This is a genomic window from Actinoplanes sp. CA-142083 (genome assembly GCF_050942195.1).
Classification (GTDB): Bacteria; Actinomycetota; Actinomycetes; order Mycobacteriales; family Micromonosporaceae; genus Actinoplanes.
The window spans coordinates 10,559,196-10,578,885 of sequence record NZ_CP192076.1 but is presented as its reverse complement, the minus strand read 5'-3'; the positions used below and the strand labels follow the sequence as shown (position 1 = coordinate 10,578,885).

The following is a 19,690-nucleotide window of genomic DNA, read 5'->3' as shown; positions in this document are numbered from 1 at the left end:
GGCAAGGCGCCGCCCACCGCGGGGGGATGCGGTGGGCGGCGCTTGCGGCGTGACCTCAGCTGAGGGCTATGCCGCTGTAGTAATGCCGGAGGATTGTCTGGTAACTGTCGCCGGCGTTGGCGAGGTCACGGGAGCCGTACTGGGACATCCAGTTTCCGTCGACCCAGGCGCCGCAGGCGGTTGTGGTTGAGCAGTAGTGCGCTTGCAGGATGTTTCCGCTCCTCGTCATCCGGGCCGACCAGGTGCTGTCTACCGCGGCTGAGGTGGAGGACAGGGCCGACGACGGCTTGTAGACCTGGTCGCCCGTGTCGTCGCGGACGTCGTAGCACAGGCCGCCCGCTGTCTTGCGGGTTGAGTGCAGCGCCCAGTACCAGGCGTAGCTCTTGACCGCCATGGCGCCGGCCTGCAGTGAGGCGGACGGCCAGCTGCTGATCCATTCGTTCGGCAGGACGTTCTTGACGTACGTCTTGAAGTCGACCCGGTCGACGCGCCCCAGGCTGACCCGGTAGACCAGGATCGTGGTCGGGAGCTTGCTGTTGGTGCCGTCGGTGCTGCAGCCCGTCGGTGCCGACGACAAGAACTCGTGCGAGGCGTTGTTGTTCTTCAGCGTGGCGTTGAGGTTGCCCTTGGCGCCGGCCGCGAAGTCCTGGCTCGCCCCGGCGTTGTTGCTGTTGTAGTAGACCCGCACGGTCTTGCTGGTGCGGTTCCACACCGACGCGGCGTTGTTCTTCACGCACAGGCCCTGTCCCGCGCCGGCGCCCTTGAACTCGTAGCAGGTCGGCTGGGTGGTGCCATAGTCGTCCACCGAGTCGGTGAAGTCGGAGACCGAGCCGGCCTCGTTGCTGTTGTAGTAGTAGCAGAACTCGCCGCTGTCACAGGTCCCGTCCCGGCCGGCGGCCGACGCCGCGGCCGGCGCCACCAGGACTCCCACGAGCACCGAGACCACGAGGACGATTCTTTTAAGCACGGGTCACCAGCCGCTCGGGACGTACGCCCAGCCCAGGTAGTCGGACCGCTGCCGGAACGTGCTGGTCTGGTAGACGCTCGGCCCGGTGCTGATGGCGCTGTTGCCGCCGATGGAGAGCATCACGTGGCCGGCCGACGTGGTGGAGGTGAAGAACACCGCCGCTCCGGCCGGCGGCACCGAGCCGGTGTGGATGCGCCCGCTGTTCTTCTGCCACTGGTAGTGCGCGGTCGCCGTGGCGAACCGGCCGCTGGTGCCGAAGGCCCGCTCGACGAACAACTCGCACTGGTTGTTCCAGTCGGTGTGCCCGAGCCGGGCCTTCGCGAACGCGACCGCCTCGGAGGCGCGCGGGTCGGCCGGGAAGCTGCCGCCGGCGCTGCCGATGGTGTGGGAGGCGTTGTTGTTCTTCAGGGTGGCGTTGAGGTTGCCCTTCGCGCCGGCGGCGAAGGTCTGGCTCGACCCGCCGAAGTCGCTGTTGTAGTAGACCGTCACGGTCTGGCTGGTGCGGTTCCACACCGACGCGGCGTTGTTCTTGATGCACAGGCCCTGGCCGTTGCCGGCGCCCTTGAACTCGTAGCAGCTCGGCTGGGTCGTGCCGTAGTCGTCGACCGACTCGGTGAAGTCCGAGATCGAGCCGGCCTCGTTGCTGTTGTAGTAGTAGCAGAACTCGCCGCTGTCGCAGGCCCCGTCGCGGGCGGCGGCCGACGCCGGCGCGGCGACGCTCAGGATCGAGGTGGTCAGGGCCAGCGCGATGCCGGTCACGGCAAGGCTCTTACGCAGATGCAGCATGGTGTCCTCTTCGGTCGGTGGTGCGGGAGGGATGGCTACGCGGATCAGCGCCCGCGCTGGTACTGCTCCCAGGTGCGGATCGGGACCTTCGGTCCGTCGTCCGCGGCCCGGTTGGCCAGGCCGTTCAGGCCGAGGTAGTAGTCGCCGACCTGGTGCTGGGCCTGGCTGGACAGGTCGGTGTCGTTGATCGCCGCGGCGTGGATGTGCCACGGCCAGTCGCCCTGGCTCGGGTCCCGGACCCAGGCGGCGAAGCCCACCTGGCGCAGGGCGCGGGCCACGGCAGTGCGCTTGGCCGCGGTCATACCGTCGACCGAGATGTCGACCACGCCGCCGCCGTCGTGCGTGCCGGCCGACGTCGGGTCGCCGCCAGGGTTGTAGGAGCCCTGCTCGAGGGTGAGCGTGTAGCCGAGCAGGCGCTCGGCGGCGGTGAGCATCGCCTGGGTGCGGGCGTCCACGACGTACCCGTCGCGCTGGACCTTCGCGCCGGGGCCGATCGCGTTGCTGACCGTGAACCGGTTCTGCCCGAGCTTGGTCAGCGACGTCGTGCCGGGCAGCCCGTTGGCGGCCAGGCCGGAGTAGCCGAGCGAGCTCTGGTAGGCGGCATACGCGGCGATCGTCGTGGTGCCGAAGTAGCCGTCGACCCACTGCGGGTCCAGCAGGTCCAGGTCTTCGAGGGCCTGTTCGACGGCCAGGACGGAGTCCTTCGCGCCCGGCGTCAGCGTGTGATCGGCCCGCCGGGGGTCGATCTGGGCCGCCAGGACAGTGGCTTCCATGTTCACGACTACGGCGGGCGCGGCCCACGCATGGGCCGGGACGCCGACGGCCATGCAGAGCGCGGCCAAGCCGGCGGCTAGGAGGGGACGGCGCATGGTCGATCCTTCTCGTCGGTGGTGCGTCCCGTTCGGAACGGACACCACCTTGGGAGAAGGAATCCGGTGTTCGGTACCCCCGCTCACCTGTCAGATCTGTAAGACAGCGACTGACCTCTGTGGATACGAGTGTTGTCAGTTTCAGTTGGTGACGTTGACAAGGAAGTAGACCGGCCGGCGGGTGGGAAAGAAGGGCCGCCCTTGCTCGTCGACCATCTTCCAGCTGACCCAGCACCGCCCGGGCGTGCTCGACGCGACGACCGGAACGCTGATCATCACCTGCTCGCCGGGCAGCGTGTCGCCGATCTCCACGCGGCTCGGCACCTGGCAGCCGTCTTCGGCGGCGGGCTGCGCCCGGGCCAGGTAGCGGTGGTGCCAGCCGACCGTTCCGACGTTCGCGATCGCCCACACCTTCACGAAGTGGGACTTCACCTTCACCTTCGTGCCGTCCGGGATGGTGACGTCGCCGACGAACCGGCTCGCGTCACCCGGGACCAGCGCGTCGGACGAGCTGGCCGACGGCGCCTCGGCGCCGGGTTCCTGCCGCGCCCGGCTGCGATTGGTGAAGCCCACGACCGCGACGATCGCCACCACCGCCGCGACGGCGGCCCATGGCCACCAGCGCCGCCGCGCGATGGTGATGACGGGCCGGCGCGGGACGACCTCCAGCGCTCGCGAGGGCGCCGGCACGAATTCCGACGGCGTCACGACGGTGTCCACAATGTGCGGTGGGGCCGTGCCTTGAGCCTGCTCCCATCGAAGCCGCCACTCGGCCTCGTCCGCCTCGCATGCCCGGACGAACTCGCGCGTCGTCTCCCAGGACGGGAACCTGGTCCCGGCGGCCGCCTCGTGCAGCGTCGTGTGTGAGATCCGCCCCGATCGCCCGGCCATCTTCCGGAACGACGGATCGCCCACCCCGGTACGCAGGGCCCGCAACTGTCCGGCGAAGCGCTCGGCGGCCGTGACCTGCGGTTTTGGCTCGGTGGCGGCGCGCTGAGCTTCCATCCATCCCCCTGTCAGACCCCGTTGTCAGGCGTGTCAGAGGCTATCGAAGGCCGTCAACGTCAATCAATGTGACGGCACTCGATGGTTCACCGATGTGACCGAGAACCCACCGTGACCCGCCCCCGGTGTCGGGGCCAGGGTCCGGGCCAGGGTTGTGCCCTGGCTTCACCGGGACCGTCGCCGTCCGAGGGTGTGGGGCATGAAGCGACGCATGATCTTCCTGATGGCCGCGGTGGTCCCGGCCGCGGCAGCTCTTCTGCCGGCGACCGCCGACGCGGCCACTCGCGACAGCGGCACGCCCGCCGCTACGACCTGTGCCGCCGTTCCCGTCTCCGCGCCGTCCGGCACCAAGGTGGTGTCCGTCAAGGCGGTCGCGCGGGCCGGGGGCAACTTCTCCTTCCCCACCGCCTACCCACCCCACGCGGACATCACCGACGTGCCGGCCTGGTGCGACATCAACGTCGTGGTGAGCCACCCGGGCGCGAACGACACCGTGAACATCAAGATCTCGCTGCCGCAGAACGCGAAGAACTGGAACGGGCGCTTCCAGGCCACCGGGGGCAGCGCGTACTCGGCCGGTGACATCAGCGACGAGAGCATCGCGCTGATCGGGGCGGTCAAGGACGGGTACGCGGGCGGGGCCACCGACGCCGGCGTCAAGGGCGGGCTGGACGCCAGCTGGGGCCTCACCGCCGACGGCAAGGTCAACACGGGTCTGCTGACCAACTTCGCGTCGCGGTCGATCCACGACCTGGCGGTCATCGGCAAGGACGTGACCAACCGGTTCTACAAGCGGGCGGCGAGCTACTCGTACTTCACCGGCTGCTCGACCGGCGGCCGCCAGGGCTACGCGGAGGCCCAGAACTACCCGGCCGACTTCGACGGCATCCTGGCGAACGCGCCGGGGATCGAGTGGAACCGGTTCGAGATCGCGACGCTGTGGTCGCAGGCCGTCTTCAACGAGGAGAAGGTCGCGCCGACGGACTGCGAGCTGACGGCCTTCAACACCGCCGCGGTCGCCGCCTGCGACACCCTCGACGGGGTCAAGGACGGCGTCATCGACAACCCGCAGGACTGCAAGTGGGACGCCCGCCGGCTGGTCGGCACGAAGGTCCTCTGCGCCGGCGCCGAACTCACCATCACCAGGGCGCTGGCCGACGCGGTCAACAAGATCTGGGCCGGCCCGACCACGACCTCCGGCAAGAAGCTCTGGTACGGGCAGAACAAGGGCTCGATCTTCACCTTCATCGCGGCGTACGACAATCCGTTCCAGGTGCCGGAGCTGTGGGCCCAGTACTTCGTGACGAAGAACCCTTCGTTCGACGCCACCAAGCTGACCTACAAGTCCTTCGAGCAGCTCTTCAACTCGGCGGTCAAGCAGTACGACGGCATCATCGCCGACAACAACCCGGACCTGTCGAAGTTCGCCAAGGCCGGCGGCAAGCTGCTGACCTGGCACGGCCAGTCGGACCAGCTGATCCCGACCCAGGGCACGGTCGACTACCGCAAGCGGGTCGAGGCGAAGTTCGGCGGCGGCAAGCGCGTCGACGACTTCTACCGCGTGTTCCTGCTGCCCGGCGTGGACCACTGCGGGACGGCGATCTTCAGCACCGGCGGGCTGGTGAACCCGGGCGCCGACCTGACCGCCCTGGTCAACTGGGTCGAGAAGGGCAAGGCTCCGGCCACGCTGCCGACCGCCACCGGCGACGTCGCCCGGTATTCGTCGGCGAACTGCCGCTGAACCACGGCGCAAAGGCGGCCCCGGCATCCAGCCGGGGCCGCCTTCTTGGTTTTGACCCGTTTTTGACCCGCCGGGACAGCCCGGCGGCCGCGCGCGGAGGGTGACCAACGACGGCGCGTGGCGCCGCGGCGGGTGCTTTGCCGATCTCGTACGCGTCAGGGTCTGTTATTTGATGCAGCAGCCGCGGCAGACCTTGGGCTGAGGCAGCGTGAATGCCAGGCAGCAGGTCTTGCGCTGGACGTCGAGCTTGCCGAAGGGGTCCGGGACCAGCTCGATGAGGTCTTCGACGCCGAGCGCGTGCAGGAGCCGGGCGATCGTCTCGGCGGAGGAGCCGGGCAGGACGTCGGCGCTGCGCAGGACGCCGTAGGCGACACCCGACGAGAGGGAGCCCAGCAGGGTGCGCTTGCCCAGGCGGAGCCGGTCGTGAATGGCGTCGAGCAGCGGCGTCAGGTGCTCGTCGAGCAGGGAACGGCGCAGCTCGGCCAGCAGGGCATCCTCGTCGGCGACCACCCTGACCTGCGGAAGCCCGGCGAGCGCCAGCGGGTCGTTCGGCAGGACCGCGATCGGGGTGGCGGGGTGCAGGCCCAGGGTGACCAGCGGGCGCGGATCGCGGAAGTGCATGAGCACGTTGGCGCCGGTCATCAGCGGAATGCGGCGGGCCGAGGCGTAACCGAGGACGGCCGGAAGGGCCAGCCAGTACGTGTACGCCTTCCAGGCCAGCGCGGCGGCGGCGTGGGGCTGCGCCTTCCAGCGGGTGCCGGCGGCCTCGAGCAGCAGGTCAAGCGCGTCGCCGGCCAGCAGGGACGCGGGGCGCCAGGCCGCCGGATCGGGCACCACGAGGTCGGGGGCAAGGCCGGGGATCTCGGTGCTCGTGCCGAACATCGCCCTCAGCGTCGCGGTGATCGGGGAGAGCGGGCGGGCCTCCAGAGTGGTGGTGGTCGTCACGGACGGCTACCACTCCGCGGTGACGCATAGACCCTTGCCACCGCTCTCACCTCGCCATACCTCGTCGATATAACCGTGCGTCCGGAGCTTCAAGACGACCCACCGTACACCTCTAAGGCTAGCCTAACCAACGACGCCAACCCGATCTTTCGGACGAATACCCACGGCGAGGGTTGCCTAACTACGCGTTTACGCGTTGCCGGATTCGTCAAGGTATCTGTCGGCTACGCGCTACTAGCACCTTGCGGACACGAGACGGCGGTGACACTTAATTTCTCGTCGCGAAGGGGACATCGATGATGACCACCTCGCCCGTCGAGCGGGCCGCTGACCAATTTGTGACGGCGCTGGCCCACTGGCGGGTCGAGCGCGGGATGAGCAAGAAGCAGCTTGCCGCGCGTATGGGATTCGATCCCTCCTATGTGAGCCATGTCGAGGGGCGGCGACATAAGCCGACCGAGGACTTCGCCCGGCGGGCGGAAGCAGTCCTCGGCGCCGGCGGGGTGATTTGGCAGCGCTTCCAGGAGTACGACGAGCTTCGCCACGCGCGAGGAACGACATTGCACCGCGATCCGCCCGTGCCGGTGCAGTGGCTGCCGCCGGGCACCGGCCTCATCGTCGAGCAGGAGGTCGCCGAGCTCCGGTACGAGGACGGGCTGTACCGCTGCCGGGTGCGCCGCAACCTCTACAACGCCGGCGCCGAGCCGGTCACGCGGTACCTCGTGAAGATCGCCGTGGACCGTTACCCGCACGACCCGTCCGGCTCCAACCGGCACCACCGCGACCACCCGCTGACCTTCGAGGAGATGGCCCTCGTGGCCGTGGCCGGCGAGGGCGACGCCACCGAGGCGATGCAGTGGCGGGTCAAGCTCGACCGGGACGCGGCCAAGGAGGTGTGGCTGCTCTTCGCGAACGAGAAGGGGCAGTTCCCGCTCTACCCGGGCGAACGGACGGTGATCGAGTACTCGTACACGGTCGGCGTCGAGAAGTGGGGGCAGTGGTTTCAGCGCGCGATCCGGCTTCCGACCCGGCGCCTGACCGTGCGGCTGGACTTCCCGAACGGGTTCGACCCGCAGGTCTGGGGCGTGGAGACGTCGCTGGCGGCCGAGGTGCCGGTGCGGACCCCGCTCGAGCGGCTCGACTCGGTGGATCGAGCCATCTTCGAGTGGTCGACCGACTCGCCGCAGCTCAACGCGCGCTACCGGCTGGAGTGGCGGTTCCGGGGAGTGGGCGCTCCGTCGTACGCGGAATTCGCCCCCGCCCAGCTGAACGGCCGCCCCCGGGCCTCGCGGCAGATGCGCGGCATCGGCATCGTGCAGCGCGGCTCCGACCTGCTGCGGCAGCGGGCCCGGCACTTCCAGCTGCCACGCGAGGACGTGGCGGCGCGCGAGGCGGTCAACGCGCTGCTCGCGGCGCTGGGCCGCCTTTCCGAACTGCACGACTTCGACCACGGCGTCGGGCTGTCCGCGCCGCAGATCGGCCGGTCGGTGGCGGCCGCGGTGGTGCGCCTCGGTTCGTCACCTCTGGTCCTGCTCAACCCGCGGGTGGTGGGCGAGTCGACCGAGCGGGACGAGCAGTACGAGGGGTGCCTGTCGTTCTTCGACTACCGCGGGCTGGTGCGCCGCCCGCTGCGGATCGAGGTGGAGCACGCCCGCTACGACGGCGCCCGGGTGATCACGTCGTTCGACGGCGGGATGGCACGCCTGGTGGGCCACGAGATCGACCACCTCGAAGGACGGCTCTACGTCGATCGGATGGATGCCGAGTCACACCTGGTGCCGGCCATCAAGTCATATCCGTGAAGCTGTCGTATTTTATCCGGATCGAGGGGACCTGAAGCTCCGAGAGCGTCTTGAGGGTCGACCGCACCATCGGCCCCGAGCCCGAGACGAAGAAATCGTGGTCGTTCCATGGGCCATACCGGGCCACCACCTCGGAGATGTTGCCGTGCTCGCCCGGAAACGTCGGGTCGTCGCTGCACGCGGTCACCACCGACAGCCACGGATAGCGGGCCGCCAGCCGGTTCAGATCCGCCAGATCGTAGAGGTCCTCGCGATTCCGCGCGCCGAAGAAGACGTGCACCCAGCGGGTCCGGTTGTAGCGGGTCAGCTCCTCCAGCAGCGACTTGATCGGCGCCAGCCCGGTGCCGCCGGCGATGAACACCGCGTCCCGCGTCGAGCGCCGGTCCAGGTTCATCGTGCCCATCGGCGCGGCCAGCTTGATCATGTCGCCAATGGCCACCCGGCGCACCAGCGAGCTCGACACCCAACCGGCGCCCACCGCACGCACGTGGAACTCCAGCGTGTTGTCTCGGCGGGGCGCGTTCGCCACCGAGTAGGTACGCCAGAGCCGCGGCTGGTACTTCGGGCACTCGAGGCTGAGGTACTGGCCGGCGCGGAACTCGAGCGGCTGGAGCGGCTGGACGGTGAAGACGGCGATGTCCTGCGACCGGCGCTCGTGCGCCACCACCTCGGCGTACCAGTAGGGCGGGTTCGGGTCGGCGTCGGCGCCCGCCATCATGCGGGAGGCGATCACCGCGTACGCGTCGGCCCAGGCCTGGTCGTACTCGATGCCCCACTGCTCGCCGGCGTACGTCCGCATCGCCTCGATCAACGCGCCCCCCACCACCTCGTAGTGTTCCGGTTCCACGTGGAACTTGCGGTGATCCCGCCCGAGGCCCCGCAGATAGTCGTCGAACTTCTCCGGATCGTCGAGGGTCTGCACCGCGGTCACGATCGCGTTCAGCAGGCGCGACCGCTGCATGTCCATGTGCACCGGGAACAGGTCCCGCAGATCCGGGTAGGACAGGAACATCCGGGCGTAGAAATAGCCGGCGACCTTGTCCTGATGCTCCTCGACGAGGCTCCAGCTCTCCTTGAGCATGCGTGCGAGGTCTCCCATGACCTCAGGGTGGTCACGTCAGTCGCCAATGCGACGCACGAAAAGTGCGACTCGTCTCAGTGTGTGGCGCGTCGCTTGCCCGGATAGGTCCGTTTGTGCTTATGCGGGCGGTCTCTTTCGAGCTTTTAAAGTGGTCGCGTGACTCTTGATCGAGTTGTTCCCGGGCGTCGCGTCCTCACCGTAGAGATCGTCATCGTGCTGCTGCTGTCGCTCGGCCAGTCGGCGATCTACGCGGTGGTGTCGCTGATCGCCAAGCTGACCGCGGGCAAGCCGCTGTCGCAACAGGCCGCGGTGCTCAACGCGTCGCAGTCGCCGCGGCCGTACCTGGACCTCACGTACCAGCTGCTCGGGATCATCTTCGACCTGGTGCCGGTGGCACTGGCGCTGTATCTGCTCATGCGCGACCGCATCAACGTGCGGCAGACGCTCGGCCTGACGGCCTCACGACCGGGCTTCGACGTGGGCTGGGGCGCGTTGCTGGCCGCCTGCATCGGGATTCCCGGGCTGCTTCTCGTGTACGTGGCGCAGCTGCTCGGCCTGAACGCCAGAATCATCCCCGCGGCCCTCAACCCGGTGTGGTGGGCGGTGCCGGTGCTGATCCTCTCCGCCATCCAGAACGCGATCCTCGAAGAAGTGATCGTCGTCGGATACCTGATCACCCGGCTCAAGTCGATGTCGCTGCCACTCGGCTGGATCGTGGTCGCGTCGGCGGTCCTGCGGGGCTCGTACCACCTGTATCAGGGGTTCGGCGCCTTCGTCGGCAACGCGGTCATGGGAGTGGTGTTCGCGCTGTTCTTCCTCCGCTTCAAGCGCGTGATGCCGCTGATCGTGGCGCACAGCCTGCTCGACATCACGGCGTTCGTCGGATACCAGTTGCTGCCGCACTCGTGGCTTACCTGGATTTAGCGCGGTAGTAGGTCTCCGCTCGAGCCGCGACGGTCTGCGCCGAAGCCGTGCTGGTGAGGACGGCGGCGAGCAGGCTTGTGCCGGGGAAGTAGCGGTTCACCAGGCGCAGGGCCGCCCAGCCGCCGGTCTGCACGGCGAGCATGCGTCCGAGCCGCCAGACCGCGGCGCTGAGGCCGCCGTCCTCGTAGGCCGGGCGGGCGGCGGAGCTGAGGGCAGCCTCGGCGTCCGACTTCGTCGGGTGAACGCGGGTGATGAGCAGAAGGTCGGTCGCGCGCTGCGGGTCGGTGGGATCCAGGCCGTAGGCCGCGGCCACGTGCAGGATCAGCTCGGCGTGCGTGATCGCGGCGGTGCCGAGGAGGGTGATCGGCGCGTACGTGCCGGCCACCGCGCCGAAGATGCTGCCCAGGCTGCCGAAGCGGGTGAATTGCTGCTTTGCCAGGCGGGCGAGGGCTTGGCTGGAGGCGGTGGGGTAGGAGTCCCGGGTCTGGGCGGCCCAAGTCTGGGCCCGGGGGCCGAAGGTTTGGACGGCGGCCAGGGCCAGAAGCTCGGGGGCGTGGCCTGGGTCGGCTATGAGCTTGGACCAGGGGTCGGGCTTGGTGGTCGGCTGCTCGGGAGCTTTCTCGGCCTGGGGCGTGGGTTTCTCGGGCGCGATTGGCTCTGTTGCCGCCGTCGGGGTTGGGGTTGGCTCGGCGACTGGGGTGGCTTTGCGTGGGGCCCTCTTGGCGGGGGCGGCCTTCTTTATAGGGGCTGCCTTCCTGGCGGGGGCGACGCGCTCTGCGGAGGCGGCCTGCGCTGCGGGGGCGGCGGCCCGCTCTGCGGGGGCAGCGGCCTGCTGCGTGGCAGCGGCCTGCTCTGCGGGGGCTGCCTTCTTGGCGGGAGCGGCCTGCTCTGCGGGGGCTGCCCTCTTCGCGGGAGCGGCCTTCTTTGCCGGGGCTGCCTTCTTGGCCGGAGGGCGCTTGGCCGGCTCCGCTGCCTCGGCTTTTTCGGCCGGGGCGCTCTCGGGCGCGGTGGCCTGGCTGGGGATCTCGGGCGCCGGCGTTGCCTTGCGAAGCGCGGCCTTGCGGGGAGATTCGTCGGCTGTGCGGCGAGGCGTACGGGATGGGGTTTTTGGGGTAGATGCCCGACCCTCGTCAGGGTGATTCTCGGCACTCGGCGCTTGAAACGTCACCGCCGGCGCCGCCTTGGCGGCACGACGCGGCGCCGGCGCAGGCGGCTTCTCCTCGGGCGTAGGTTGCGCGGGCGCGCTGAACGCGGGCCGCGCGGTACGACCGCGACGCTCGGTGGGCGGCTTCTCCTCCATGCCGTGGCAGCCTAGTCGCATAACCGGCGTTTCACCTGCTGGAGTCAGTTGCGCAAGCCCGCCGCGCGCGAGGAGGGCAACCTCTTTGTGTGGCCCTGACCGGGTCCGGTATCCTCAAGCGTCGGCAGCTCGAGGGCTGCCGTGGAGACTTCGCCTAGTCTGGTCTATGGCGCCGCACTGCTAATGCGGTTGGGGTTTTAAAGCCCCTCCCGGGTTCGAATCCCGGAGTCTCCGCGTGTAAGGCCGGTGTGTATGCTGGCGGAGCACTGAGCGCCCGTAGCTCAATGGATAGAGCATCTGACTACGGATCAGAAGGTTAGGGGTTCGAGTCCCTTCGGGCGCGCCGAGTGGCTGAGTGGCCCCTGTCCGCGGAAAGCGCGGACCGGGGCCACTCGGCATTTCTGCTCCGGGGGCCGGGCCCCCGGAAACCCCGCGGTGCGGTGGGCACCCTCCCAGGCCGGGTCGCGCTTAAACCCCAGTCGGCCCTCTGTTGTGGGAAGCGTGCGGGGTTTAGATCATGCGGCGTAGGGCTGTTTCTACGGCGTCTATCAGCGGGTCTCCTGCTGCTCTTGGGTGTCTTGCCAGGCCCAGCTCCACGTCGGGGAGGGTGGGTAGGGCGTTCGGGTCGTGGCAGGCCATCTGTGGGTCCACGTTGGCGGGCATTAGCGCCGCCACGCCCAGGCCGGCGCGTACTGCGGCCAGCACGCCTAGCAGGCTGGTGCTTTCGAACGCCAACCGCCAGGGTCTATCGGCTTTTTCGAGGGTTTCCAGGACTGCTGTGCGCCAGAAGCATGGGTTGGAGAAGAGCACGACGGGCAGCGGGTCGGCGTTCAGGTCTACGCCTGGGCCGATTGCCCAGACCAAAGGGCGGCGCACCGTCCAGCGTGGGTGTGCGGGCAGGTAGGGCACCTCGTCCAGCACTAGTTGGACACGGCCTGCGTCGTAGGCCTCGCGCATCGCGGCGTTGGCGAAGGTGAGGACCTCCAGCGTCGCGTCGGGGTGCAGGCGGGCCAGGTCGGCCAAGGCCTGTGCCAGGTGGGACGCGGCCAGGTCTTCCAGCAGGCCGACGCCGCAGCGGCCGGTGAGCGTCCGCCTGGTCTCGGTTAGTGCCTGTGCGGAGAGGGAGAGTATGCGTTCGGCGTACGGCAAGAGCTCTTCGCCCGCTCGGGTCGGCGAGACGCCGGATGCCGATCGGTAGAGCAGCGGGCGGCCGACGGCGCTCTCGAGTTTGCGCAACTGCTGGCTGAGCGCCGGCTGGGTATGTCCCAGCGCGGTGGCGGCGCGGCTGATGCTGCCCGTCCGCACGGCGGTGACGAACGACCGCAGCAAGGCGGTCTCCAGATCCCTGGCCATAAGCAATTATTATGGCCGGTCCAAGAAGTTGGCCAGTTCCTATGGCCCGGGTGCTCATCTAGCGTCGGCACGTGACCAGATATCGGCAGGTGCTCGCCGTGCCCGGGATGGCGCCGCTGCTCGGCGTCTCGCTGCTCGCCCGGGCCGCGATCACGGCCGACGTGATGGCGGTGACGTTGTATGTCGTGCTGGGTCTGGGCCTGAGCTACGCGGCGGCGGGTGGGGTCGCGGCGACTCTGACGGCCGGGATGGCGCTGGGCGGGCCCCTGCTCGGCCGGATGATCGACCGGCGTGGCCCGCGCACCGTGCTGCTGGCAACTGTCGTCATGCAGGTCGCGTTCTGGCTGAGCCTGCCGTTCCTGCCGTACGGAATCCTGCTGGTTGCCGCCTTCGCGGCGGGCCTGCTGATGGTGCCGGGGCCGTTGGTGACCCGGCAGGCGATCGCCGCGATGACGACCGCTGGGCAGCGTCACGCCGCGTTCGCGCTGGAATCGGTGCAGGGCGAGCTGTCGTACATCGTCGGACCGCCGCTGGTGATCCTGGGCGCGGCGACTTTGTCCCCGAGCGCGATGGCGTGGGCGGTCGGCGCCGCCATCGCGGCCGGCGGAGCCGGTCTCGCCCTGCTCAACCCGCCGGTGCGGGCCAAGGACGAGGCGGATGCCGGCGTGGCCGCGCGGCCGCCACGCCGGGAATGGCTGGGCGCCCCCATGATTGCCGTGCTGGCGATGGCCTTCGGCACCACGACGCTGCTCAGCGGCATCGACCTCGCCATCGTCGCCACGCTCCGCCAAGCAGGTCAGGTGTCCCAGGCCGCGGTGGTCGTGGCAGTGCTCGGCGTGGCCTCCGTCACCGGCGGGCTGATTTACGGCTCGCGGTCCCGGCCACTGCCCACCTGGCTGCTGCTCGGCTTGCTGGGGCTCATGACGATTCCGGCCGGCCTCGCGCGTGACTGGCCCTGGTTGTGCGTGGCCGTCGTCGGCGCTGGGCTTCTCGCGGCGCCCACCCTTTCGGCGGTGGCCGAGACGGTGAGCCGGCTGGCGCCGGCCGGCGTGCGGGGCGAAGCGACGGGTATGCAATCCGCGGCGCTCAGCGCGGGTTTCGCGTTCGGATCCCCGATCGTCGGGCTGGCGATCGACGTCTCCGCGCCGGCCGGCGGCTTCGCGGCGGCCGGGCTGGCCGGCCTCGCGGCCGCGCTGACCGGATACCTGCTGTCCCGCCCCCGCGTGGTCCGAAGCCCGGCTCCGCTCGGCGCGGCGCAGGAGGTGCGTTCAGAGGCTTGTTGCGGCGCCTGAAGGGAATCGACCGGCGCGAGCCGCTGGCATCCCTCGCCGGCGGACTCGCCCCCACCGCCGAGGTCCTCATCGTCGCCCGCGTCCTTCAAGGACTCGCGACGGCGGCCGCCACCCCGGCCGGCCTGGCCCTGCTCATCACGTCCTTTCCCGAAGGGCCGCTGCGTCGCAAGGCCCTGGGGCTCAACGGCGCGCTGATGTCGGCCGGGTTCACCACCGGCGCGATCCTCGGCGGCGTCCTGACCGACCTCCTGTCGTGACGGTGGGCGTTCTTCATCAACGTTCCCGTCGCCCTGGCCGTCGTGCTGATCGTGCCCGCCGTCATCGCCGAGTCCCGCCCGGCCGGACGTCCCCGGATCGATCTGCCCGGCGCCCTGTCCGTCACCCTCGGCCTGCTCGCCCTCGTCTACGGCCTCACCCAGGCCGGTGAGCACGGCTGGAGCCACCCCGCCGCCGCCGTCGCGTTGCTTGCCGGCGCGGTCCTGCTGGTGGTCTTCTACCTGATCGAGCGGAGAACCACCGAGCCGCTCGTCCCGGTGCACGTGCTGAAGAAGCGCACCGTCGCCTGGGGCAACGTCCTCGGCCTACTGGCCTTCGTCACCGAGACGTCCCTGGTGTATCTGCTCACCCTCTACATGCAGAAGACGCTCGGCTTCTCCGCGCTCGTCGTCGGGATCTCCTTCGCCCTCCTGGGGCTCGGGACCGTGACCGGCGGCCTGATCGCCCCCCCCCGGGTCATCGCGCGCACCTCGGCCACGACCGCGTTGGTCGCCGGTGGGCTGCTCCAAGCGGTCTTCACCGCCCTCCTGCTCCTCCTCGGGGACTCGGCCTCCTCCATGGGGGCTGCTGCTGCCGGCCACCTTCCTGGGCGGCGTGGGCAACATGCTGGTCATCGTCGGATTCATGGTCACGGCCACCACCGGGCTGCCCGACCACCAGCAGGGCCTGGCCACCGGCCTGGCCTCGATGTCCCAGCAGGTCGGTATCACCATGGGGACCCCGATCATGTCCGCGATCGTCACCGCCGTGACCGGCGGCGCGGTCACCGCCGCAGCGATCCTGCACGGCGTCGGTGTCGCCATCGCGGTCAACGCCGCCCTCGTCCTGCTCGGCGTCCTGATCGCGGTCAGCTTCCTGGGCGCGCGGCAAGTTTTCTCGCGGGGAGTGTCTGATCCGGGGTAGGTCGTTCGTGGTGTGGATGAAAGCCCACGACACAGAAAGGCAACTGTCATGACCGCGCTCTACACCTGGGACGTCTTCTCCACCCTGGACGGCTACGGCTCCTTCGGCGAAGGCGCCGACTGGGGCGGCTACTGGAGCAAGCAGGGCCCCGAGCTGCTCGAGCACCGCGCCGCCCTCTTCGACACCGACCAACGCATGGTGTACGGGGCCACCACCTTCCGGGAGATGGCTTCGATCATGTCCTCGGGGATCGACCCCAACGCCCTCGACGAATGGAACATCCGGACGATGCGCTCACCGGCGACGGTGATCTCCTCGACCTTGCAGGACACCCTCGGCTGGCCGGACGCGACCATCGTCAGCGGCGATGCCGTGGACATCGTCACCCGGCTCAAGGAGCAGTCGGACGTGCCGCTGCGCTCGCAGGCGAGCCTGTCGCTGAACTGGGCGCTGATGGCCGCCGGCCTGGTCGACCGCATCCAGGTGACGATCTTCCCGGTCATCACCGGACGCACCGGGACGAGCCCGATTCTCGGCGGCGCCGGCGACTTCGACCTCGAGCTGCTCGAGAGCCGGACGCTCGACGGCCACACCCAGGAGCTGGTCTACCGCCCCACCGCCCACTGACCGGCGCGGGCCGGCGTCAGCGGCGGTAGGTCAGCTTGCCGGTGTAGCGCACGTTCCCGGCCCTGTCGTACGCGCGCAGCTGGACGGTGAAGGTCTTGCCGTACTTCTTCGGGTTGAGGGCGAAGCTGTACGCCGTCCGGCTGGCGGTGGCGACCACCTTGCCGTTGACCAGCAGCTGAATCCGGGCGACCCCGTTGCGATCGCCGGCCGCCGCCGCGATTCGGGTCGTCGTCTTCAGCATGGACTTGTTCCGGGGCGCCTTCGTGAGCCGCAGCGTCGGGAGAGTGTTGTCGACGATGACGTCACGCGAGTACGTCGTGTAGTTGCCGAGCCGGTCGATCACCAGCCAGGTGAACCGGCGGGTCCCGTCCCGGCCGCTGGCCAGCGACACGGTGGTGAACTTGCCCGGCTCGACGTTCCGATAGTCGGCGCCCTGCAGGTTGGAGTAGGCGAGCCCGTTCGGGTCGGAGACCCTGATCGTCGTGGTGAACCTGCTGCCGCGGATCAGCGCGTGGTGGGCGGGAGTGATTGAGCCGAGCGCCGGCGGCTTGTTGTCGATGTTCACCACGTACGAGCGGGAGGCGGAGTTGCCGACCGCGTCCCAGACCTTGAGCTCGACGTTCGCGGTGCGTGCGGTCATCCCGGTGGTGCGCCAGTAGAAGTACTGCCCGGTCGACTTGAGCGCGCCGTCGACCCACCACTCGTACCGCAGCGGCGAGGCGTCCTGGACGGCCGCCGTCAGCGTCCCGGCGTCGCCGACCCAGCCGGCGCCGCCGTCGAGGACGGTGTCCATGTACGTCGCGAGGCTGACCGCGCTCTGGATGACCGGCGCGTCGTCGTCGACGATGTAGCCGGTGGCGAGCGTCGTCTTGTTACCCGCCTGGTCGTACAGATCGAACGACGGTGATTTTGCCCGGTTGACCGCCTGCCACGGGAAACTCCACGGCGCCGCGGTGAGCTCGGCCCCCTCCGACGACACGACCCGCACCACGTCGCTCGACACGTCGGTCAGGGTGATGGCGACCGTCCCGCTGTGCATCGAGGTGCCCCGCACCGGGGAGACCGCGCCGGTCGGGGGCGTGTTGTTGGCGCGTACCCGGGTGGTCGCCTCGGTCTTGTTGCCGGACGCGTCGGAAGCGCGCAGCGTGATGTCGATGGGCGTCTCGTCGGGGACGATGGCGCTCGTGAGCACGGCCCGGCATTGCCACAGCCCGTCGGTGCGGAGCTGACAGCCGCCCTGGATGTACCCGCGGATCAGCACGAGCACCGACGAGACCCGCACGTCGTCGGTGACGGTCGGGGTGAAGAGGAAGACCGCCGGCGCGAACTGCCCTTCCGTCATCCCGGTGCTGACGATCGTCGGCGGGGTCGTGTCCGGCGCATCGGCGTCGGCCCACGCCGGCGTCCCGCCGGCAACAACAAGAGACCCGCTGAGTACGGCGGCAGTCAGCCCCCGGCGCAACGACGCACGTCGCATCGACATCCCCCATGATCAATGTTGCGCACAGAGTAGCTTGCCGTCGGCCGACGTGCGGCAGGACATCACCTACTCTCTGCGTCGGCCGGGAGACCGTCGAGCATGAGATTGAGAGTGAAGTCGAAGCGGTCGTGGACCGTGCCGGCGGTCAGCTCGGCGGCGTAGCGCTTGGTCTGCGGAAAGGTATCGGGCAGGGCCGCGAAGCGGGTCATCAACGCCTCGCGGCTCACCACCCAGCCGTCGTCGGCGCGGCTCTGCCGCCTGGTCGCCAGCGAGACCTCAAGGCTGTACGCGTTGACGTACAGCGTGAGGGAGTCGATGGCCCAGGCGGCGGCCTGCGGGGGAACGCCGGCCAGCAGGATGGCCAGCATGCCCTCGCTGACCCGCAGGATGTCGAGGTTCGACGGCGCGGCGGCGAAGGCGGCCTGGGAAAGGCCGGGATAGCGCAGGTACTGATCGCGTAGCTGGGTGCAGACGCTGATGAGCTGCTGCCGCCAGTGGGCGGGGTCGGGCTCGGGAAGGGCGATCTCGGCACACAGCCGGCCGATCAGCAGCTCGTCGAGGTCTTCCTTGTTGACCACGTGGGCGTACAGGGACGACGAGCCAGTTTCGAGCGCGGTGGCCACCCGCCGCATGGTGAGGGCCTCGTATCCCTCATCCGCCACGATGCCGAACGCGGTCTCGACGATCGCCTCGACCGTGATCGGCTTTTTGTGCCCGCGGGACGGGCCGCGCCGGCCCGCGGGTGCGCTCGGGCCGGCGCCGAGCTGGTGCCGGGCGGCGCGGCGTTCTTGCGGGGTCGGCGACATGTGAGCAGTCTAGCGGCGGAGGAACAGTGTTCTGCATCATACGAACGCCGCTCGTATTAATACGAGCGCTGCTCTACTCTGGAACGGTGCTCGTATCTACTGAAATGCGCAAACCCGAATCCCTCCGGGCCGCCTGGGTGGCCCTCGCCGGGCTGTCGTCGGTCTTCCTCTTCGAGATGCTGGACAACTCGATCCTGAACGTCGCGCTGCCCACGATCGGGCGCGAGCTGCATGCCTCGACCGTCGCGCTGCAGTGGGTGACCGGCGCGTACGCGGTGGTCTTCGGCGGTCTGATGCTCGTCTTCGGCGCGATCGCCGACCGGTTCGGCCGGCGGCGGATCATGCTCGTCGGCCTGGCGCTGCTCGGCATCGCCAGCCTGGCGACCGCCTTGGTCTCCACGGCCGGGCAGCTGATCGCGGTGCGTGCCCTGATGGGTGTCGCGGCGGCGATGACCACGCCCGGGTCGGCGGCGCTGGCCTTCCGGCTGTTCGAGGACGACGGCCTGCGCGTCCGCGCGATGACGCTCATCTCGACCGTCGGCCTGGCCGGCCTCGCGATCGGCCCGACGACCGGCGGCCTCGTGCTCGCGATCGCGCCGTGGCAGGTCCTGCTGCTGGTGAACGTCCCGATCGCGGTGTTCGCGATCATCGCCATCCGGGCCGGCATCGCCGCCGACGACCCGGCCGGCCTGCACCGCGACCCCGTGGACGTGCTCGGCGCGCTGCTGGGCACGGCGACGATCGTGTTCGCGCTTCTCGCGCCGACGCTGTTCGTCAACGAGGGCGGCGGCTCGTGGGCGCCCTGGACGGCGACCGCCGGTGCCCTGGCGGCGGGGCTGCTCTTCGTCCTACGCGAGCGCGAAGCTCGCTACCCGCTTCTCGATCTGAAGCTCGTCGCCCGTCCGCTGGTCGCGAGCGGCCTGGCATACAAGGCCGCGGCCGGGCTGGCGACCGCCGGCGTCGGCTACATGGTGACGCTGCAGCTGCAGCTCGACTGGGGCTGGACGCCCACGCTCGCCGCCATCGGGCTGTTGCCGCAGGTCGTCGTGCTCGTGGCGGGCGGCGCCTTCGTCAACCCGTTCGTGCGGTGGGCCGGTCTCGAGCGGGCCGCCTGGCTCAGCGCGTCCTCGGTCGTGGCCGGCCTCGCCATTTACGCCCTGCTCGGCCGGCTCGGCTATGTCTGGGTCGCGATCGCCCTGGTCTTCGTTGCCGCCGGGATCCGGGTGGTCGGTGTGGTCGCCGGGGTCAACGTGCTCCGTGGGCTCCCGGAGAACCGCACGACGATCGGCGCGGCGCTCACCGACACCGCCACCGAGGTCGCCTCCGGCACCGGCGTGGCCGTCACCGGCACCATCCTGGCGGCGCTCTTCACCGGCAGCATCGCCACGTCGCACTGGACCGCGTCCCAGTCCGCCGAGTTCGAGCACGCGGTCACGATCGCCGGCCTCGTGCTCACCGCCGTGGCCGCGACGCTGGTCGGCTGGGCCTTCCGCCACAGCAAGAAGTCCATCCGCCACAGCAAGAAGGCCTAGG

The 19,690-nt window shown here is 69.7% G+C and carries 18 protein-coding genes and 2 tRNA genes; 10 read left to right on the top strand and 10 right to left on the bottom strand.

All coding sequences use genetic code 11. The annotated features are described in order from the left end of the window. Positions 1-55: 55 nt before the first annotated feature. The 4 genes from ACQPZX_RS48955 to ACQPZX_RS48940 all read right to left on the bottom strand — a co-directional run bounded on the left by ACQPZX_RS48955 (position 56) and on the right by ACQPZX_RS48940 (position 3,627). Positions 56-946 carry a SpoIID/LytB domain-containing protein gene (locus tag ACQPZX_RS48955; protein WP_433372185.1) on the bottom strand — a complete coding sequence of 297 codons (891 nt, stop codon included), beginning with the start codon at positions 944-946 and terminating at the stop codon, positions 56-58. Between the two features lie 24 nt (positions 947-970). Continuing rightward, the gene (locus tag ACQPZX_RS48950; RefSeq protein WP_433372182.1) at positions 971-1,753 is read right to left on the bottom strand and encodes a peptidase inhibitor family I36 protein; all 783 of its coding nucleotides are present in this window, start codon (positions 1,751-1,753) and stop codon (positions 971-973) included. Between the two features lie 44 nt (positions 1,754-1,797). Further along, a complete protein-coding gene (locus ACQPZX_RS48945) occupies positions 1,798-2,622 on the bottom strand; it encodes a peptidoglycan-binding domain-containing protein (protein ID WP_433372179.1) in 825 nt (274 codons plus the stop codon). Between the two features lie 141 nt (positions 2,623-2,763). Then, positions 2,764-3,627, bottom strand: coding sequence for an NBR1-Ig-like domain-containing protein (locus tag ACQPZX_RS48940; RefSeq protein ID WP_433372176.1), 864 nt, complete (start codon positions 3,625-3,627; stop codon positions 2,764-2,766). A gap of 199 nt (positions 3,628-3,826) precedes the next feature. On the opposite strand from ACQPZX_RS48940, the gene ACQPZX_RS48935 reads away from it, so the two are divergent. Next, the gene (locus ACQPZX_RS48935) at positions 3,827-5,368 is read left to right on the top strand and encodes a tannase/feruloyl esterase family alpha/beta hydrolase (RefSeq protein ID WP_433372174.1); all 1,542 of its coding nucleotides are present in this window, start codon (positions 3,827-3,829) and stop codon (positions 5,366-5,368) included. A gap of 165 nt (positions 5,369-5,533) precedes the next feature. Here ACQPZX_RS48935 and ACQPZX_RS48930 read toward each other — a convergent pair whose 3' ends face one another. Next, positions 5,534-6,250 (bottom strand): hypothetical protein, encoded by a 717-nt coding sequence (locus ACQPZX_RS48930; protein ID WP_433385991.1) that lies wholly within the window; start codon positions 6,248-6,250, stop codon positions 5,534-5,536. A 362-nt stretch (positions 6,251-6,612) separates the two neighbouring features. On the opposite strand from ACQPZX_RS48930, the gene ACQPZX_RS48925 reads away from it, so the two are divergent. Further along, the gene (locus ACQPZX_RS48925) at positions 6,613-8,115 is read left to right on the top strand and encodes a peptide deformylase (RefSeq protein WP_433385988.1); all 1,503 of its coding nucleotides are present in this window, start codon (positions 6,613-6,615) and stop codon (positions 8,113-8,115) included. Here ACQPZX_RS48925 and ACQPZX_RS48920 read toward each other — a convergent pair. Further along, positions 8,099-9,214 carry a globin domain-containing protein gene (locus ACQPZX_RS48920; protein WP_433372171.1) on the bottom strand — a complete coding sequence of 372 codons (1,116 nt, stop codon included), beginning with the start codon at positions 9,212-9,214 and terminating at the stop codon, positions 8,099-8,101. The two genes, ACQPZX_RS48925 and ACQPZX_RS48920, sit on opposite strands and share 17 nt — an antisense overlap. 138 nt (positions 9,215-9,352) lie before the next feature. Here ACQPZX_RS48920 and ACQPZX_RS48915 point away from each other — a divergent pair, with 138 nt between their 5' ends. Further along, positions 9,353-10,120, top strand: coding sequence for a CPBP family intramembrane glutamic endopeptidase (locus tag ACQPZX_RS48915; protein WP_433372168.1), 768 nt, complete (start codon positions 9,353-9,355; stop codon positions 10,118-10,120). Here ACQPZX_RS48915 and ACQPZX_RS48910 read toward each other — a convergent pair. Beyond that, a complete protein-coding gene (locus ACQPZX_RS48910) occupies positions 10,107-10,505 on the bottom strand; it encodes a hypothetical protein (RefSeq protein WP_433372165.1) in 399 nt (132 codons plus the stop codon). The two genes, ACQPZX_RS48915 and ACQPZX_RS48910, sit on opposite strands and share 14 nt — an antisense overlap. Before the next feature lie 1,058 nt (positions 10,506-11,563). Between ACQPZX_RS48910 and ACQPZX_RS48905 the strand changes: the two genes are divergently transcribed. Continuing rightward, positions 11,564-11,654: transfer RNA gene (locus tag ACQPZX_RS48905), tRNA-Ser, on the top strand. 36 nt (positions 11,655-11,690) lie between these two features. Further along, positions 11,691-11,763, top strand: a tRNA-Arg gene (locus ACQPZX_RS48900). 167 nt (positions 11,764-11,930) lie between these two features. On the opposite strand, the gene ACQPZX_RS48895 is transcribed toward ACQPZX_RS48900, so the two are convergent. Next, complete coding sequence (locus ACQPZX_RS48895; RefSeq protein ID WP_433372163.1) at positions 11,931-12,773, bottom strand: LysR family transcriptional regulator; 843 nt, start codon at positions 12,771-12,773, stop codon at positions 11,931-11,933. A gap of 71 nt (positions 12,774-12,844) precedes the next feature. On the opposite strand from ACQPZX_RS48895, the gene ACQPZX_RS48890 reads away from it, so the two are divergent. The 4 genes from ACQPZX_RS48890 (at position 12,845) to ACQPZX_RS48875 (ending at position 15,871) form a co-directional block, all read left to right on the top strand. Continuing rightward, complete coding sequence (locus tag ACQPZX_RS48890) at positions 12,845-14,065, top strand: MFS transporter (protein ID WP_433372160.1); 1,221 nt, start codon at positions 12,845-12,847, stop codon at positions 14,063-14,065. Next, entirely contained in the window at positions 14,050-14,322 is a 273-nt protein-coding gene (locus ACQPZX_RS48885; RefSeq protein ID WP_433372157.1) for an MFS transporter, read from the top strand. The genes ACQPZX_RS48890 and ACQPZX_RS48885 overlap by 16 nt, the downstream gene beginning before the upstream one ends. A gap of 622 nt (positions 14,323-14,944) precedes the next feature. Further along, positions 14,945-15,244, top strand: coding sequence for a hypothetical protein (locus tag ACQPZX_RS48880; RefSeq protein WP_433372154.1), 300 nt, complete (start codon positions 14,945-14,947; stop codon positions 15,242-15,244). 48 nt (positions 15,245-15,292) lie between these two features. Beyond that, entirely contained in the window at positions 15,293-15,871 is a 579-nt protein-coding gene (locus ACQPZX_RS48875; RefSeq protein WP_433372151.1) for a dihydrofolate reductase family protein, read from the top strand. 16 nt (positions 15,872-15,887) lie between these two features. Here ACQPZX_RS48875 and ACQPZX_RS48870 read toward each other — a convergent pair whose 3' ends face one another. Both ACQPZX_RS48870 and ACQPZX_RS48865 read right to left on the bottom strand, forming a co-directional pair. Beyond that, complete coding sequence (locus ACQPZX_RS48870) at positions 15,888-17,354, bottom strand: Ig-like domain-containing protein (protein WP_433372148.1); 1,467 nt, start codon at positions 17,352-17,354, stop codon at positions 15,888-15,890. 59 nt (positions 17,355-17,413) lie between these two features. Beyond that, a complete protein-coding gene (locus ACQPZX_RS48865) occupies positions 17,414-18,157 on the bottom strand; it encodes a TetR/AcrR family transcriptional regulator (RefSeq protein ID WP_433372145.1) in 744 nt (247 codons plus the stop codon). A 104-nt stretch (positions 18,158-18,261) separates the two neighbouring features. On the opposite strand from ACQPZX_RS48865, the gene ACQPZX_RS48860 reads away from it, so the two are divergent. Further along, the gene (locus ACQPZX_RS48860) at positions 18,262-19,689 is read left to right on the top strand and encodes an MFS transporter (protein WP_433372142.1); all 1,428 of its coding nucleotides are present in this window, start codon (positions 18,262-18,264) and stop codon (positions 19,687-19,689) included. The last annotated feature ends 1 nt before the right edge of the window (position 19,690 follow it).